Source organism: Amphibacillus cookii, from assembly GCF_016908375.1.
GTDB lineage: Bacteria > Bacillota > Bacilli > Bacillales > Amphibacillaceae > Amphibacillus_C > Amphibacillus_C cookii.
Window position 1 is genome coordinate 405335 of record NZ_JAFBDS010000001.1, and the last position, 16853, is coordinate 422187.

Annotated in this window: 16 protein-coding genes and 1 other RNA gene; 9 read left to right on the forward strand and 8 right to left on the reverse strand. The window is 39.0% G+C overall.

Annotated features, from left to right (window positions below):
- Nucleotides 1-281 precede the first annotated feature (281 nt).
- From JOE23_RS01720 to JOE23_RS01740, 5 genes are all read right to left on the reverse strand, one after another.
- On the reverse strand, nucleotides 282-782 hold the full coding sequence (locus JOE23_RS01720) for a GNAT family N-acetyltransferase (RefSeq protein ID WP_204435565.1): 501 nt from the start codon (nucleotides 780-782) through the stop codon (nucleotides 282-284).
- Between the two features lie 175 nt (nucleotides 783-957).
- On the reverse strand, nucleotides 958-2673 hold the full coding sequence (ptsP, locus tag JOE23_RS01725; RefSeq protein WP_204435566.1) for a phosphoenolpyruvate--protein phosphotransferase: 1716 nt from the start codon (nucleotides 2671-2673) through the stop codon (nucleotides 958-960).
- 6 nt (nucleotides 2674-2679) lie between these two features.
- On the reverse strand, nucleotides 2680-2949 hold the full coding sequence (locus JOE23_RS01730; protein WP_204435567.1) for a phosphocarrier protein HPr: 270 nt from the start codon (nucleotides 2947-2949) through the stop codon (nucleotides 2680-2682).
- Between the two features lie 465 nt (nucleotides 2950-3414).
- On the reverse strand, nucleotides 3415-4326 hold the full coding sequence (pfkB, locus tag JOE23_RS01735; protein ID WP_204435568.1) for a 1-phosphofructokinase: 912 nt from the start codon (nucleotides 4324-4326) through the stop codon (nucleotides 3415-3417).
- Complete coding sequence (locus JOE23_RS01740) at nucleotides 4323-5075, reverse strand: DeoR/GlpR family DNA-binding transcription regulator (protein ID WP_204435569.1); 753 nt, start codon at nucleotides 5073-5075, stop codon at nucleotides 4323-4325. The genes pfkB and JOE23_RS01740 overlap by 4 nt, the downstream gene beginning before the upstream one ends.
- A gap of 886 nt (nucleotides 5076-5961) precedes the next feature.
- Between JOE23_RS01740 and secG the strand changes: the two genes are divergently transcribed.
- The 4 genes from secG (at nucleotide 5962) to JOE23_RS01760 (ending at nucleotide 10162) form a co-directional block, all read left to right on the forward strand.
- A complete protein-coding gene (gene secG / locus JOE23_RS01745) occupies nucleotides 5962-6192 on the forward strand; it encodes a preprotein translocase subunit SecG (RefSeq protein WP_204435570.1) in 231 nt (76 codons plus the stop codon).
- Nucleotides 6193-6401: 209 nt separating this feature from the next.
- A complete protein-coding gene (locus tag JOE23_RS01750; RefSeq protein WP_204435571.1) occupies nucleotides 6402-7145 on the forward strand; it encodes an alpha/beta hydrolase in 744 nt (247 codons plus the stop codon).
- 45 nt (nucleotides 7146-7190) lie between these two features.
- Complete coding sequence (gene rnr / locus JOE23_RS01755) at nucleotides 7191-9473, forward strand: ribonuclease R (RefSeq protein ID WP_204435572.1); 2283 nt, start codon at nucleotides 7191-7193, stop codon at nucleotides 9471-9473.
- Between the two features lie 146 nt (nucleotides 9474-9619).
- Nucleotides 9620-10162: an AraC family transcriptional regulator gene (locus tag JOE23_RS01760; protein WP_204435573.1), complete on the forward strand. Its 543-nt coding sequence runs from the start codon at nucleotides 9620-9622 to the stop codon at nucleotides 10160-10162.
- A gap of 209 nt (nucleotides 10163-10371) precedes the next feature.
- On the opposite strand, the gene JOE23_RS01765 is transcribed toward JOE23_RS01760, so the two are convergent.
- Complete coding sequence (locus JOE23_RS01765; protein ID WP_204435574.1) at nucleotides 10372-10527, reverse strand: DUF1540 domain-containing protein; 156 nt, start codon at nucleotides 10525-10527, stop codon at nucleotides 10372-10374.
- A gap of 766 nt (nucleotides 10528-11293) precedes the next feature.
- Here JOE23_RS01765 and JOE23_RS01770 point away from each other — a divergent pair.
- The 3 genes from JOE23_RS01770 to JOE23_RS01780 are packed head-to-tail and all read left to right on the forward strand — an operon-like array spanning nucleotide 11294 to nucleotide 13817.
- Entirely contained in the window at nucleotides 11294-11890 is a 597-nt protein-coding gene (locus tag JOE23_RS01770; RefSeq protein WP_204435575.1) for a TetR/AcrR family transcriptional regulator, read from the forward strand.
- 37 nt (nucleotides 11891-11927) lie between these two features.
- Complete coding sequence (locus tag JOE23_RS01775) at nucleotides 11928-12863, forward strand: dimethylarginine dimethylaminohydrolase family protein (protein WP_204435576.1); 936 nt, start codon at nucleotides 11928-11930, stop codon at nucleotides 12861-12863.
- A gap of 42 nt (nucleotides 12864-12905) precedes the next feature.
- Entirely contained in the window at nucleotides 12906-13817 is a 912-nt protein-coding gene (locus tag JOE23_RS01780) for a cation transporter (RefSeq protein WP_204435577.1), read from the forward strand.
- Nucleotides 13818-14147: 330 nt separating this feature from the next.
- Here the strand turns inward: JOE23_RS01780 and JOE23_RS01785 are convergent, their stop codons facing one another.
- A complete protein-coding gene (locus tag JOE23_RS01785) occupies nucleotides 14148-14993 on the reverse strand; it encodes a GNAT family N-acetyltransferase (RefSeq protein WP_204435578.1) in 846 nt (281 codons plus the stop codon).
- A 189-nt stretch (nucleotides 14994-15182) separates the two neighbouring features.
- Here JOE23_RS01785 and smpB point away from each other — a divergent pair, with 189 nt between their 5' ends.
- Nucleotides 15183-15647, forward strand: coding sequence for an SsrA-binding protein SmpB (gene smpB, locus JOE23_RS01790; RefSeq protein WP_204435579.1), 465 nt, complete (start codon nucleotides 15183-15185; stop codon nucleotides 15645-15647).
- Between the two features lie 112 nt (nucleotides 15648-15759).
- Nucleotides 15760-16122, forward strand: a transfer-messenger RNA (tmRNA) gene (gene ssrA / locus JOE23_RS01795).
- Nucleotides 16123-16351: 229 nt separating this feature from the next.
- Here ssrA and JOE23_RS01800 read toward each other — a convergent pair.
- A complete protein-coding gene (locus JOE23_RS01800; RefSeq protein ID WP_338021875.1) occupies nucleotides 16352-16768 on the reverse strand; it encodes a site-specific integrase in 417 nt (138 codons plus the stop codon).
- Nucleotides 16769-16853: the final 85 nt, after the last annotated feature.

Genomic DNA, 16853 nt, shown 5'->3' on the forward strand with positions numbered 1-16853 from the left:
AAGAATACAACAAATCGATTGAGGTGGGTGATAACAGTCGCTCATGTAATGATTCACTCAACGAATCTGCAATCAGTGGGAGGGGAAGATCGTAGACTAAAACTGCCACATTTTTAAAAAGGATTACAGACTAAGACCGCCACGTCCTGTGGCAACGTCTGCATGACCTACATCCTGTAGGCCCACGTCTGCACGACCTACATCCTGTAGGCCTCTGCTGATTGATTGAAGGTTCGTTTTATAAAAAATCTTTCACCTTCAGCCGGACGCGATCTCGGCAACTAAAAATGGCTAGCAAGATTTTTAAGTGCACTTCCATGGAGTCTGTATGTCGTCCAGTCCTCCATAGCTATAGCTCCCATTTTTCTGTAAAACTGAATGGCAGATGTGTTCCAGTCGAGGCATACCCATTCCAGACGTTCGTATTCTCTTTCACAAGTGAGATCAGCTAAGTATGTAATCAGTTTCCGTCCAAATCCTCTTCCTCGATAATCTGGTCTGACATATAAATCCTCCAAGTAGAGACCCGGTTTGCCCAAGAACGTTGAAAAACTGGAATAAAACAGTGCAAAAGCCACAGGTTCACCTTGATATTCACCAATGATCACTTCAGCTGTTTTTTTCTCAAACAGATTTGCCTTCAATAATTCCTCAGTGGCACTCACATCGGTCAGCAACGCTTCGTATTCCGCCAGTTCTTTTATTAAGGATAAAATAAGAGAGACATCTTCCTTTTCTGCGAAACGGATGCTGAAGTCCTCTTCATTTCTATTTTTTTGCATTTCCAGTCATCCTCCATTACTTATAGAATGCTAGTCAGTAACAGGCTGACCACACATCTCTTTAAATTCTCTTCATTCATAAGGCTACCATATTTCGCCACGCAAACCAACACCAAATTAAAAAAAGAGGTGGTGCGAGTAAAAATCACACCATCTCTTTTAACGAGAAGCTTAATTATTGATTTGTTTTTTCACGAATAAACGTTTCTACTTCATCAGCAGTTGACATGCTTAGTAATTCATCTTTATAAGAAGCAAGTTCTTCTTTAGATAAATCTTTGATTTGTGTACGTGCTGGTAAAATAGATGTTGCACTCATACTAAACTCATCTAGTCCTAGCCCAAGTAAGATTGGTATAGCGATTGAATCGCCCGCCATCTCGCCGCACATACCTGCCCATTTGCCTTCAGCGTGAGCGGCTTCAATAACATTATTAACTAAGTTAAGGATAGCAGGGTGGTAAGGTTGGTATAAGTATGAAACGCGCTCATTCATACGGTCTGCTGCCATTGTATACTGAATCAAGTCATTTGTACCAATACTGAAGAAGTCAACTTCTTTAGCAAATTGGCGAGCAATTACCGCAGTTGATGGAATTTCAACCATGATACCGATTTCGATATCGTCAGAAACATCAATACCTTCACCTTTTAAGTTATCTTTTTCGTCAAGTAATAATGCCTTTGCTTGTCGAAATTCATCTAGCGTCGCGATCATAGGGAACATAATTTTCAAGTTTCCATAAGTACTAGCACGTAAGAGTGCACGTAATTGCGTGCGGAAAATATCGTCACGCTCTAAGCAGAGACGAATCGCGCGAAAACCTAAAAATGGGTTCATTTCTTTCGGTAGGTCAAGATAGCTTAACTCTTTATCGCCACCGATATCTAAGGTACGAACAACAACAGGCTTGTCTCCCATTTGCTCGAGCACAGATTTATAAGCATCAAATTGGTCATCTTCTGAAGGGAAATCACTATTACCCATATATAAGAACTCAGTGCGGTAAAGACCGACACCTTCACCCCCATTATTGATAATACCTTCCACATCGTTTGGCGTCCCAATATTTGCAACAAGCTCAACATGTGTGCCATCTTTTGATACCGTTGGCTCATCTTTTAATTGTGCCCAAATTTCTTTTTGCTTAGCAAAGTCGTCTTGTTTTTTGCGATAGGTTTTAATCACATCATCTGATGGATTAATAACAACTTCACCATCAATACCATCTACAATAATGATATCGCCATCTTTAACATCATCTGTAACGGTTTTCGTACCGACTATAGCAGGGATTTCTAAAGAGCGAGCCATAATAGCAGAATGGGAAGTTCGTCCACCAATATTTGTTGTAAACCCTTTAACAAATTGCTTATTTAATTGAGCGGTATCTGAAGGTGTTAAATCTTCAGCAATAATGATGACCTCTTCATCAATTAAAGCAGGGTCAGGAAATGAAACCTTAAGTAAATGGGCCATAACGCGCTTGGTGACATCTTTAATATCTGCAGCACGTTCACGCATATAAGCATTATCCATGCTTTCAAACATATTAATGAACATGTTAGCGACTTCATCAAGAGCTGCCTCTGCATTGATATTTTCATTTTTTATCTTATCTTTGATTGGTGTAATCATTTCTGGATCACTAAGAACCAACAGATGCGCTGAGAAAATTTCAGCATGTTCATCACCAAGTGATTGTCGAGCATTTTCTTTAATCTTTTCAAGCTCTTGCTTTGAAACGTCTAGAGCATCCTGTAGACGTTCTGTTTCTTTGGCAACGTCACCGACCTTCTTTGTCTCAAAAGAAAGTTCAGGTGCTTCTAAAGTGTATGCTTTTGCTATAGCTACACCATTAGATGCCGCAATCCCTTTTAGCTTTGACATAAATAATTACTCTCCTAATCCTTCTTGCTTAATGACGTCGTAAATTCCATCGATTGCTTCTTGCTCGTCGGAACCTTCAGCTACAAGTTTAATTTCAGCATCTTTAGGGATACCTAGAGACATTACACCCATAATTGATTTTAAATTAACTGATTTACCGTTGTATTCAACGGTTACGTCAGAGGCAAAGCTACCTGCTTTGTTAACAAGTACTGTTGCTGGACGTGCGTGTACTCCTGTTGAATCTGTAATTGTTACTGTTTTTTCAGCTGCCATGAAAAAAACCTCCTATAAAATAATTAATATCTTTTTATTCAGTATACCACAACTTCAATTTTACTTTGTTTTGCAGTGATATTTCAAGTATTACATACAAAAAACAATGTAAAACTGTGTATAGTTTTTTTCCTTTATCATATAAAGATAACTACACCTACATTAGTATACGCTTTTCATACAATACCATCTATTTAAAATGAAGTCTACTGTCAAATTTCGTAGCTTGTGATTTTTTATCACAGATAACCGCCCGACTAAATATGGAGAGAAGAGGTTTATCTATTTAGGCGGCTGCTAATGTCCTGACTCACTCAACGAACCTGCAATCAGTGGGTGGGTAAGATCGTAGACTAAAACCGCCACGTCCTTAAGAAGGATTACTGACTAAGATCGCCACGTCCTGTGGCGACGTCTGCATGACCTATGTCCTGTAGACCTCCGTCCACTGATTGAAGGTTCGCTTTATAGTCCAGATATTTGAACACGATCGACAAGAGCGTCAACATCGTCTTTTAAAGCGAGGTCAGCACTAAAGGCTGTTGCGCTTCCACTAGCGACAGCATATCGAAAAGCTTGCTCATCATTAGAGTAGTGCTGTAGCCCAGCTAAAAAGCCAGCTACGGATGAATCACCTGCACCAACAGTGTTGACAACATCCCCTTTTGGTGCTTTTGCTATTAGGCATTGCTTGCCATTTAAGTAAATAGCACCTTCGCCTCCCATAGAAATGAGCACATGCTCAACACCATTATTTAATAATTTTTTACCATAATAGATAGCATCTTGTTTAGATGTGATGACGGTATTAAATAATTCCCCCAATTCATGATGGTTAGGCTTAACGAGAAAAAGTGGTGTACCCATTAGAGCTTTTAATGAGTCACTTGAAGTATCTGCTACCATCTCAACATGTTTTTTTGCACAAATTGAAGCCAAATTCACATAAAGGTCATCTGGTAATGAACGGGGCAAGCTCCCTGCAACGACTAATGTGTCACCAGCTGTTAATTGTTCAACTTGCTGAAAGAGTTGCTCAAGTTCCTTTTGACTAATGTCCGGGCCAGGTCCGTTGATCTCTGTTTCTTTAGATGATTTCATTTTCATATTAATCCGAGTCACACCATCTATTGTAATAAAATCCGTTTTAATCCCTTCTTGATGTAAAGCCTCTTTAATATATTCTCCGGTAAAGCCTCCAATATACCCAAGTGCTGTATTGTCGACAGCTAATCTTTTTAAAATACGTGAAACATTTATTCCTTTGCCACCCGGATAATAAGCGGCTTGCTCTCCACGGTTTAAGCCACCATATTGAAATGAATCGATATGAATGATGTAGTCAATTGATGGATTAATGGTACAAGTGTAAATCATGTTGATACCACCTTTATGGTTGTTTTTTCTTGAAATTGCTTGTGTTGATTTTGTTCGATTGCATCAGTAATTAATGTTGCTTGATTAAGATCAACAATCTTGGCAAAACGTCTCTCATTGAATTTTGAATGATCTGCTATAACAAAGCTAAGTTCACCTTGCGCTATTGCTGCACGCTTGACAGCTGCTTCTTCGGGATCAGGTGTAGAATAACCAAAGTTTAAATCAATTGCATTTGCACCGATAAATACTTTATCAAAATGATAACGTTCGAGTGCTTTAAGCGCTCCGACGCCAATAAGAGCGCGAGTTGTATGTTTAACTGCACCACCTAGCAGATAAGATTTAATATTAAATTGGTTAAGAGCGTCAAGGTGTGTTAAGCCATTTGTTACAACGGTAATTTGCCGATCAGCTAAATGTGAAATCATTTCATAGTTGGTTGTTCCAGCATCAAGATATATACAATCGTGATCACTTATTAGAGAAGCCGCAAACTTAGCAATTTGTTTCTTAGCATCAACATGGTAAATTGATTTTTCAGGATATGTAAGCTCTTGGAATGCAGAGTGTTTCGATGTGGCACCTCCATGAACACGTATTAAATGCTGATGGGATTCTAATTCACGTAAGTCCCTTCGAATCGTTGATTCAGAAGCGGATGTCAAATCAACCAGTTCTTGGATGGTTACGAGATGTTTTTGTTTAAGTAAATCAATGATAAGTGCATGACGTTTGGCCGTTAACAATGCGCAACCTCCTTTATTCTAATTCAAATAAATCGCTTACTTTAATCATACGTCACCAATTGATAAAAATCAATCAAAATCAGTCAAAATCAGTCAATGATAATCTTTTAGTTAAATGCTTTTTTATCACAGATAACCGTCCGTAAAATCCCCACCTCAAAATAGAGAGTAGAGCAAATTTATTTGATTATAAAACTTTCGTCTTGGACTCATAGTTGAGATATGTTCCACTTTTCGTGGAGCTATTACCACCGGAGTCTACAGATAGCTCACCTGCTAAATAGTACTTTATTTCGTGCGGTTGGGCTTACTCAGGAAATCGCATGAATCCGCGATCATACGAAAAGTGAGAAATTCGCATGAAAATTAGTTGCGATCGCACGCAAAATGGAAAAATCGCATTCAGTATGAACCACCTGTCTAAGTGGAGGTAAGCAAGGGGGGAGACTTCTGCGGGAATAGGATGAGCTGAAGATCTACTTTAGAAGCGCTCTTAGCTTCTAAAGTTAGCTGAAGCCATCCCCACGAAAAGCGAATCCCTTGCTTTTTGGAACGAAATAACGTTCTTAACGTATGTGGCACATCCATGCAAAAGTAAAGTCAACAAGCATATTAAATACCGCGTTTATTGAACAAGATCAAGGATGAATGACTATTTTCAGTGTGCGAAAGTTGAGTTTATTATAAAATTAACTTGCAGGCTGTTACTATTTTATGCTAAATTAATACTAGTGTATAATATTATTTAACCTAGCATTGAGAGGGGATTATACCCCGTTGTAAGTTGACGCTTTAAAAAGTTTACCGCTTTGTTTTTACATAGTATAAACTAAGTGTCCAGTGATAAACGAAGGTGTTCGAAGTTCTTTAGGAGGTGTACGCAACTATGCATGGTGTTGCACTTACGTTATTAGTTATAACGTCAATAACTTTAATTATACTTGTTTTAATGCAATCAGGGAAAAGTGAAGGATTGTCTGGAGCCATTTCAGGCGGTGCGGAACAATTATTTGGAAAGAAAAAGGCTAGAGGAATAGATGCTGTTTTACAAAGAGCTACCATTGTAGCTGCTGTTTTGTTTTTTGTTTTAACGTTTGTCGTAGCTTATATACTATAGTGTTGCGAATGTAACCCTCTCATTTGTTTTTGAAAATGAGGGGGTTTTTATTGCTGTGAGGCAATCGATCAGCTTGGATTAAAAAATTTTGATAGATTCTTACATAAAGAAAACAGAACAAGTGCAGAATTTGACTTGTTTTGGTAAGATTAAACATTAAGCTATTTTATTTAAGCGCTTTTTGTAATAGAGAAAGGACGATATTAAATATGAAAATACAAACACCACAGCCTTTTATGTTTAAAGAGGGGGAAAGAGCGGTATTATTATTACATGGCTTTACTGGTCACAGCGCAGATGTTCGAATGTTGGGACGATTCTTGCAGAAGAAAGGCTATACTTCACTCGGTCCTATTTATCGAGGACACGGTCAAGCTCCGGAAGACTTATTAGAAGGTGGGGCACAAGCTTGGTGGGAAGATGTTAAGGCATCATATGATGAATTGAAGGCACAAGGTTATCGGAAAATTGCGGTAATCGGTTTATCTTTAGGTGGTGTGTTAGCTTTAAAGCTTGCTTATTCTCAACCGATAGTCGGTGTTGTTCCTATGTGCTCGCCTATGTTCTTTGATAACGAACAACAATTAACTAAAGGATTTCGTTATTATGCTAGCCAATATAAGAGAGTAGAGGGTAAACAAGAAGATCAAGTTATTAAAGAAGTTGATCAACTCGTTCAAGATGCAAAGCCACTATTTCAAGAATTGGCAGCACTTTTTAAAGAGGTTAATTGCCATCTCGATCAAATTTATACGCCAACTATGGTGATTCAAGCAAAGGATGATCAAATGATTAATACTGCAAGTGCATCGCATATTTATGAAACAGTAGAATGTGACGAAAAAGCTATAAAATGGTATGAAGATGCTGGGCATGCCATTACATTAGGGGCGAAGCGAGATGATGTTCATGAAGATATTTATCAATTTTTAGAATCATTAAACTGGGACTAACTCATAATAAAGTAGACACAAAAATGAAAGAAGGTGAAAGTGAAATTGGAATTACTAAAGGAACGCATTATTACTTATATTGAAGAAGAAGCTCAAAAACCTTTAAAAGTTGAAGAAATACTAGAAGGCTTACAAATAGATACTTCAGATGCAGATCAATTTAAAGCGTTGATCAAATCGCTTAATACTTTAGAGGATGAAGGTAAGCTACTGTTAACAAGGAAAAATCGTTATGCACTGCCTGAACGAATTGGATTAGTCAAAGGGAAAATCCAAATGCACAAAAAAGGTTTTGCTTTTCTCTTACCAGATGATGAGAATCAAAAAGATGTATATATTAATCCAAATGATCTAAATGGTGCAATGAATAATGATCATGTCTTTGTCAGAATTGAGACAGAACAAGTTGGTGATAAACGTGTGGAAGGTGTGGTTGAACGAATTATTGAGCGCCATTCAACACGGATTATCGGCACTTTTGAGGACAAAGGAAGCTTTGGCTTTGTTATTGCAGATGATAAGCGGATACCTAATGATATTTTTATTAAAAAAGCTGATAGTAAAGGTGCAGTAACTGGTCATAAGGTAATTGTAACGTTAACGAAGTTCCCAGAAGGAACAATGGCTGCTGAAGGTGAAGTGATGGAGATCCTCGGTCATAAAAATGACCCTGGTATGGACATTATTTCGATTATTCATAAGCATAATATTACGATCGACTTCCCAGAAGAGGTCTTGCAACAAGCTGAACAGGTACCTGATCAAATTGATCCTAATGAACTTTCAAATCGACGTGACTTGCGTGATAAGGTTATCGTTACGATTGATGGTGCTGACGCAAAGGATTTGGATGATGCGGTCACCGTTGAAAAATTACCAAACGGTAACTATAAGCTAGGTGTATACATTGCAGATGTTTCTCACTACGTTGAGGAAGGATCACCGATTGATCAAGAGGCATATGAGCGGGGAACAAGTGTGTATTTAGTAGATCGGGTTATTCCAATGATTCCCCACAGGCTATCTAATGGCATTTGCTCTTTAAATCCTAATGTTGATCGCTTAACATTAGGCTGTGAAATGGAGATTGATGCGAAAGGGGAGGTAGTCAACCATGATATCTTCCAAAGTGTGATTAATACGACTGCTAGAATGACTTATCAGGAAGTTAACCAAATTCTTGTTGATGAGGATCAAGATGTGCGCAAGTCTTACGAAGAGCTTGTTCCATTTTTTGAAGAAATGGAACAATTAGCTGCTATCCTAAGAGCGAAGCGATTTGGACGTGGAGCAATTGATTTTGATTTTAAAGAAGCAAAGGTTCTCGTAGATGAAGCTGGTCATGCTAAAGATGTTGCCATTAGAGAGCGATCTGTTGCGGAACGTCTAATCGAAGAATTCATGCTGGCGGCAAATGAAACGATTGCCGAGCATTTTCACTGGATGGATCTGCCGTTTATTCACCGTATACATGAGGATCCTGATGAGGAAAAACTCCAAAAGTTCTTTGAATTTGTCGGGCAATTTGGCTATAATGTCAAGGGCACAGCGAATGATATTCACCCACAAGCCTTGCAGAAGGTTCTTGAGCTTGTTGAAGGTGAGCAAGAAGAAATGGTGATATCTAAGCTGATGCTACGTTCAATGAAACAGGCCAAATACGACCCGAATAGTGTTGGTCATTTTGGGCTAGCTACCCAATTTTATACACACTTTACTTCCCCAATCCGTCGCTATCCGGACTTGATCGTTCATCGCCTTATTCGAACTTACTTAATTGAAGGTAAGGTTGATCACAAAACGCAAAATGCTTGGAAAGGTAAACTCAGTGATATTGCTAAGCATACATCGGAGCGTGAGCGCGTTGCCGTGGATGCCGAGCGTGAAACCGATGACCTGAAAAAGGCTGAGTTTATGCAGGATAAGATCGGAGAAGAATTTGATGGTGTAATAAGTTCAGTTACAGGGTTCGGATTATTTGTCGAGCTTGACAATACAGTCGAGGGACTTGTACATGTAAGTGATCTTACGGATGATTATTATAAATTTGACGAACGCGCACATGCCATGATCGGCGAGCGAACAGGCAATATCTTTCGAATTGGTGACACGATTACGATACGGGTTGCTGGCGTCAATATGGAGGAGCATGCAGTTGACTTTGAAATCGTAGGCATGAAGAAGCAAGCGCGGCGCCGTCCACCAATTGAACAAAAAAAAGCGCCTAAGCATGAGAATGAGAAAGACAAGCAGAAAAAAGGGAAGAAAAAAGGAAAAAGAAAAGGTAAGGTTGCCCCACCTAAGGCCACGAAGAGAAAACGTAAATAGGCTGTATGATAAAAGTGTCAGACGCGAGGTTAACGCATTTGACACTTTTATTTTTAAAGAAACAGATCGTATGTTCTATTTTAGATTGACCAAGCGATTCATGCTTGGTAGAATAAAACTATTAAATAGTGAGAGGTGTGGTTTAGATGGCAATTGAGATTGTGCATGTTCAGAAGGAGCATTTTCCCAGGGCAAGACTTATCGGCAAATGTTACACGAATGATGATCGTGATCAATATGGTAGCTTTGCGGTTAAATGGGAACAGTGGTTTAAAGAAGGATGGTTCACCCAGCTTGAAAAAATCGGTCCATTACCTAGAATTGAAAACGGTTACTATGGTTTGATGGGATGTAACGAAGATTTCGACTCTTTTCAATACTGGATTGGTACCCTTTTTGAGGAAGGTACACCTGTACCAGAGGGCTTTGAATATGTAGACCTCCCAGAAGGTGATGTCGGTGTTTGTTGGATTAAGGGCAAAGAAGAAACAGGCGAGATCTATGGGGAGGAAGCTCACAACCTTGCTATTGCGAAGCTAAAGGAAAATGATATGGCGTATCTGCGTGAAGACTTTAAGGAGGACACAGAGAAGTGGTGGTGGTTCTTTGAACGCTATAACTCTCCAAGGTTTACTGAAAAACAAGCTGATGGCACTGTCATATTAGATTATGGGGTTTATTTGAAATAGTGGTTTTCAGTGTATCTTCTTTACGTAGTTTTTTTATGGCATTTGATATTTTACACTTTTAAGTAAGCGTTTCTGTACAGCTTTAAGTTAGCATCATAGACTATGAAGAAAAACTGAACCACAGCTGCGATATTGGTTAGCTGTGGCCTTAAAGAAGAAGAGGAGCGATGGCTGAAAAAACTGTTTACTTTGAAAAAAATTTGAGCGTTTTAGAAACTTCGATCGAACGTTTGACAGTCTGTTTCTTTTTCATTAGCTGCACTTTTGCCAGTATGGCTTACAACATAAATGACGTTAGCATGACATCTATTCCCATCCGCCCAGTATTTACAATTGTTTACCTCACATTTAACGTCTTTAGCCATCTTTCACACCTCCTATATAATCAGTATCACTCTGGGAAGCTCATCTGATGTGTGGTGAATAATGGCAAGTCGAATGTCTTCTAAGATAATGAGATTCAGCTAATCTGTTTAATATATTTCAGATATTTCGCCAAGCCAAAAGTTACCCACCACTTCATTTAAGGATGAGTTAGATTTTTATAAATCAATGCTAGCATCAGTTGGCAATCTTCGACTTCTTCTGTATCTCCTTGCTCGTAAGCCTTGATTACAATAGAAAATGATTGATTTTAAATTGGTTTTACAGACATTTTTACAGTTATCTCTGTGTTGATGTGATTTTTACACACCTTATCTTTTTTTATAGATAGACCTTTTTAAGAGTAGGGGAGGTATCAAGGACCGCAGGGTAAAATACATTCGTTTTCGCAGACGAACGCCCAATCCGCTTCATGAAACCCGTCGGATACCCGTTTTTTGATGTGCAACCCCACATAACAGCTATCGTGCAATCCCAACTATATATGAGAAGAAGGAATCCGAGCGATTTGGTTGGGATCCTATATCCGAACAAGGATGACACCTGATTTTGATGTAAAACAAAATCAGGTGTCGAATAGAGACATTAATCCACTCGTCCTAATACGCTTTGGATGGCACCTATCAGATACATTCATACAAAGAGTAAACCTGAAAGGTTGACAAAAAGCAAAGGTTTTTTTATAATAAAAACTACCGAACGATAGGTTGTTAATAAGTTGTATACTATGATAAGAGGTGATTTTGTTTGAAGACAACAAATGCAGCAGGTCGGGTTCAGTTAGAGGCGATGAAATTATTTGCAATTCATGGTTTTGACGGTACATCGATGGAGGCGATTGCGAAACAGGTAGGCATTCGTAAAGCAAGTTTGTATTCTCATTTTAAGGGAAAAGAAGCTTTGTTCTTGTCGATTGTTCATGACTTGGTTGAAGATAACAAGCAAAGTTTGCAGCAACTGAGTAAGCAAGTGGCAGATCAATCTATTGAGCGGCAATTGCATGCCTATTTTCGCTATTTAAGCGAGTATCCGTTAGAAGAGAATAAACAGTTTGAGTTTCAATTTTTTAGACATATGTTGTTTTTTCCACCAGCAGCTTTATATGAGGAATTAAGACTCAAACTGGCGGAGTACGAGTCACTGTTAAAAGTTTCGCTCGCTTCGGTCTTAAAATCAGGAATAGAAGACGAAGTTATTCATGTGGGGCCTGTTGAAGATCTGGTTACTGCTTTTCTTTGTACGGCAGATGGTGTGATGATGCAAATCCACTATGTGCCAGATAAAGCGTTTAAGCAGATTTCTGAGACGATGTGGCGAATGTTTTGGCGTGGAATTAGCGTGTAGTAATGGTTATGAATCTAGCATAAGAGGAGTGAAAGCAATGGAATCTCGCATCAGGATCCGAAATGAGTATGGAAAATTGGAAGAGGTGATTTTAGGAACGGCTGAAGAACTCTATATCCCTGATATGCATGATATTGAAACTGAAGCAGCCAGTCCATGGTGGAAGCAGATGATCACCCAATATCTTTATCCGTTGCTAAAAGGGAAGAGAGCACCAAAATGGTTAACAAGGAAGTTCCAGAAAGAATTGGCTGAGTTAAAGCAGATACTAATACGTCATGGTGTTCATGTTCATCATCCTGAAGCGATAAAGCCTCAGTCGAATGAATCGGCGGGTCTAGGTCAGATGTTTGCACGTGATCCTGTTTTATGCGTGGATGACCGGTTGATTACTGGACAACTTCAGATCGAGATGCGACAGAAAGAGCTTCGAGGAATGGAAAAGCTGATTGAGATGTTTGATCTTGAGCAAGCACGAATTGAGCGAATTGCTGAGGAAAGCGGATTATATTTGGAAGGTGGCGATGTCATCGTAGATTTTCCATATGTATATGTAGGAATAGGTAAATATGCAAGTAATCAAGAAGGAAGTAGATGGTTACAGGACATACTTGGTGATCAGGCAGAAGTCATTCCGGTTCAGCTGACAAATGAGGGTATCCTCCATCTTGATTGTTGTATGACAATTATTGGTGATAAACGAGGGATTATTCATCGTGAATCCTTACAGCATCCGCTACCCGCACCCCTTCACACTTATGAATTTATTGAAGTGGATGATGTCACCCGTGCTCAGATGGGGACGAACGTTCTTGTGCTTGATCCGCAGACGATTATCATACAAAAGCGACACCAGAAGTTACAGAAGCGTTTGGAAGCATGGGGATTTACAGTTGAACCTGTCGACTTTACTTGGCATGCTCGATTGGATGGGGCTTTTCGATGTGCGACTTGCCCGATTCAGAGGCAATGAAGCAGTGGAGATTGGGATGTCAGTTGAAATGGGAGAGGTATGATGAAGCAAAAACGACTAGAGCAACAAACATTAATCGTCAGTATATTAATTAATATATCACTTGGTGTATCTGCTTTTGGAGTATACGCTCAGACGGAAATACCGGCGGTCTTTTTAGACGCATACTTTTCGTTGATCGCAGCCATCTCCAGCATAGTTGCGATCTTGATTTCTCGATATAGCGTAAGATCCAGTGAGGTTTATCCATACGGACGATTTGTATTAGAGCCGCTATATGCGGTCTTCAAATCTTTGGTTACGATTAGTTTATTGCTAATTGCACTGAGCCAAAGTGTAGCTATCCTCTATACATACTGGCGAACAGGCGATGTAGACAAATTAAATGTTACTCCGGTTATTCCTTATATTATGCTAATGATTGTCTTGAGCTTTGGCTTATCCATATTTGCGCGTTATCAGAACCGAAAGATGGGGGGAGCAAGCACGATACTTGCGGCTGACTCACGGACTGCCTTTGTCGATGGTTTAATGGCTATTGGTGTGGCGGTAGGTGTCGGATTGTTTCTGCTTGTTAATGAACAAGGGCCACTTTCGTTTGTGCTTTATATCGGTGATGCAATTATTAGTCTGATTTTGGTTATGTTTGCTTGGCGAACACCGGTCTCATTACTCAAGAATAGCTTTATTGAGCTTAGTTCAGGGATCACACCTCGCATGCAGTGGCGGGAACAAATACAGCCGGTTATTGAGCAGAATCTTCCAGATAATTGTTTCTTAACTACATGTCAGATTCGAAAAATCGGCATGTTTATCCATATATCAGTCATGCTTGATTTTACGGAATCGGTTGTCTCGATAGCTGCATTGCGAACTAGTAAACATAATATTGAGCAACTATTATCCATAAATTATCCTCATTACCAACTTGACTTTATTGTGTCTGGTGATTAACCTGATCGATTTGGTTGACCGTTAGGTGATGAGGCATGAGGGGTTCTACCCCTCATACAGGTTTTTTATTTGTGCATTTTTATCACTAGTGTTGCATGAATGTTGACTGAATTTTCAGTTTATATATATCCTGCCTAGAACCGAAAGAGTAATTATTTAAGGAAAGGTGACTTCATCCTTTTGGGGAAATAGAGTAGAGCAAATCGATTGAGGTAGGTACAGACGCTAATGTCCTGATTCGCTCAACAGCTATTAATTGAAGGTTCATTTTATTCAATCGGCAACTAACTAGCCATAAAAAGCATTTTTTAAGTGAATCTATACTAAATATTAAACGGATTTCCCATATAAAATCCATCCATCTTGGATTTCGAAAGCATCAAGATTAGGGATCAGAGAACTGGCATAGGTAGAAAAATCAAACCATGGCTTACGCGGTTCATCTTGTTGACTCAAGTAATAGTCTATCGTTTCAAATAGTCCAGCTTGGTTAAAATGGTCATCCCAGAAATAACGAACGTGCGCATACGGTTCTTTCTTATAATCATTCGAAATAAAGAGCCATCGATCTTGCTGTTTATTTTGAAACACCCTTGTTTCATCAAGTTTTTGATCTGGTAACAAGGCTTGTTGAAACGGAAAGGGGTAGTAACATTCATAAGGATAAACATCAAGTACCCCATCAGCGGCAAGTTGATCGAGAATGGCTCGTTTATTTTTTAAATGGTAAACTTCATTCCAGATATCTCCTACTTTACTGTTTACGAGCTGGCGATTTATTAATGGATAGCTATGAAATGTTTTTAAGGGTTCAAATTGCAATTTAGCTAAAACACGTCTTGCTGCTTGATTATTTATATTGGTGTAACCACCGATCCAATCGACATGCTGATTAACTTTTAGCCTATTAATGATCTCAACTAACAATGTGGTGGCATAACCGTTGCCGTGTTCACGTCGATCACTCCGCAGTCTACCTAACATAGCATACCCCCCAGGGAAGAAGCTATAGCCGGCAACGGAAACGAGTCTATCGTCTTTAAACAAGCCGAATAATGCATGATTGGGCGGAGTGATGAGGTGTTCAAAAATATCAATCATATAATCATCTTTAATATGGGTTTGCATGGCTTTATACTGCGGTAAATCATTTACTGTTAACATTCTAATTTGCATGTGATGCTACTCCTTTTAGTGAAAAAATAAAAGCCTAATTTTTGGATGGTTAAGGGTCTAATAACAAATCTTCAACTATCATCGCATAACAGATAGAAACTTGTCCAATAAAAGCGCCCGTTCAGCATTGTGTTTGGTAAACGAACCTGTTAAAATGAAGAATGCATGATCGGAGAAGGGGGAAAATCAATGCCAAAAGGAACAGGAAAAGTCATTGCACAGAACAAAAAAGCTAATCATGATTTTTTCATTGAAGAAACCATTGAAGCTGGCCTCGTACTTCAAGGAACGGAAATAAAATCGATTCGAGCGGGTCGGGTTAATATGAAAGATAGCTTTGCCCGTGTTGAACGTGGAGAAGTCTTTTTACACAACATGCATATTTCACCTTATGAGCAAGGTAATCGTTATAATCATGAACCGACACGTACGCGTAAATTACTGATGCATAAAAAGCAAATCAATAAATTAATTGGTGAGACACAACAAGCCGGATATTCGTTAGTCCCCCTCAGAATTTACTTGAAAAACGGTATGGCAAAAGTATTAATCGGACTTGGTAAAGGGAAGAAAAAATTTGATAAGCGCGAAGACCTGAAGAGAAAACAAGCTAAACGGGATATTGATCGTGCCGTGAAAGAAAGCATGCAATAACCCCCCCTTGAATAAATGTGGGGATTTGTTATAATAGAGTAGCAAAACGAAACAATCAAATGATTATTATCGCTCATTTTACTTGAGCCTGTAACGTTTTGTTCCTGTTAATGGGGACGTTACGGATTCGACAGGGGTAGATTGAGCTCAAGTCGCGTGTCGAGGTTACGGCTCGTAAAACGTTAACCGCCAATAATAACTGGCAAAGAAAATAATTTCTCTTTAGCAGCTGCCTAAGCAGTTCTAAAGGATCCTTCTTAGCATCACCCGTGTGCTAGGGTTAGGGTCTCAACTTAAGCGGGATACGCTTGATGTCCTCCGTCTGAGGAAATCAAGAAGAGAACAATCAGACTAGCTACTAGGAAGCCTGTTGGTTGGCTGAATAGATAGCGAAATATAAATAAATTAACTACACACGTAGAAGCTTGAGTGCCAATATCTCTGGACGTGGGTTCGACTCCCACCGTCTCCACCAATAAGCCTAAAACCCTTGGGGGGAGTAAGGTTCGTGTTTTCGTGATACACTTTGTGATACACTAAATGCGAAAAAACGTTTATTGTGTGTGAGTTTTTTTTATTTAATCACTAATTTTCACCACGCTTGCAGGTTTAAAATCTTCTTCCATTTTGTGCAATTGCAGCATCTTCTGCATTTGGATAGAGATGACTATAGATGTCGTATGTGGTAGACGTATTAGCATGTCCTAGACGCTTACTGACAATCTGAATGTCATTAGGCTAATTAAATAAGACGCGTGAGAATGCCTAAAGTCGTGTATTCGGATACGTTTAATTTCTACTTGTTCGATATATTGATGAAAATATCTATCTATGGTTGTGTGGGCGGCAATGTGATCTTTAAACGCACCAAACACTACATAATCCATTTTAATTTTAGACTGTAGCTTCAATTCACCAAGTAAGTTCATGGTGTGTTGTGGCATTTTTATTTTGCGTACAGATGACTCATTTTTAGGTGATGTTATACGACCGTGATATACGGTTTTATTTATGTCGATTATATTATTATCAAAATCAATGTCATTCCATGTTAAAGCTAAAGCCTCTCCCTTCCGCAAACCACCGTAAAATAAGACCATGAAAAACGTCTGAAGCAGCACTTCAACAATTTCAAAAAAGATGCTGGTATAGGTGTCGATGGTATTTTTGGACCAGAAACAGGTGCAGCACTTGAAAGTTTTAAGA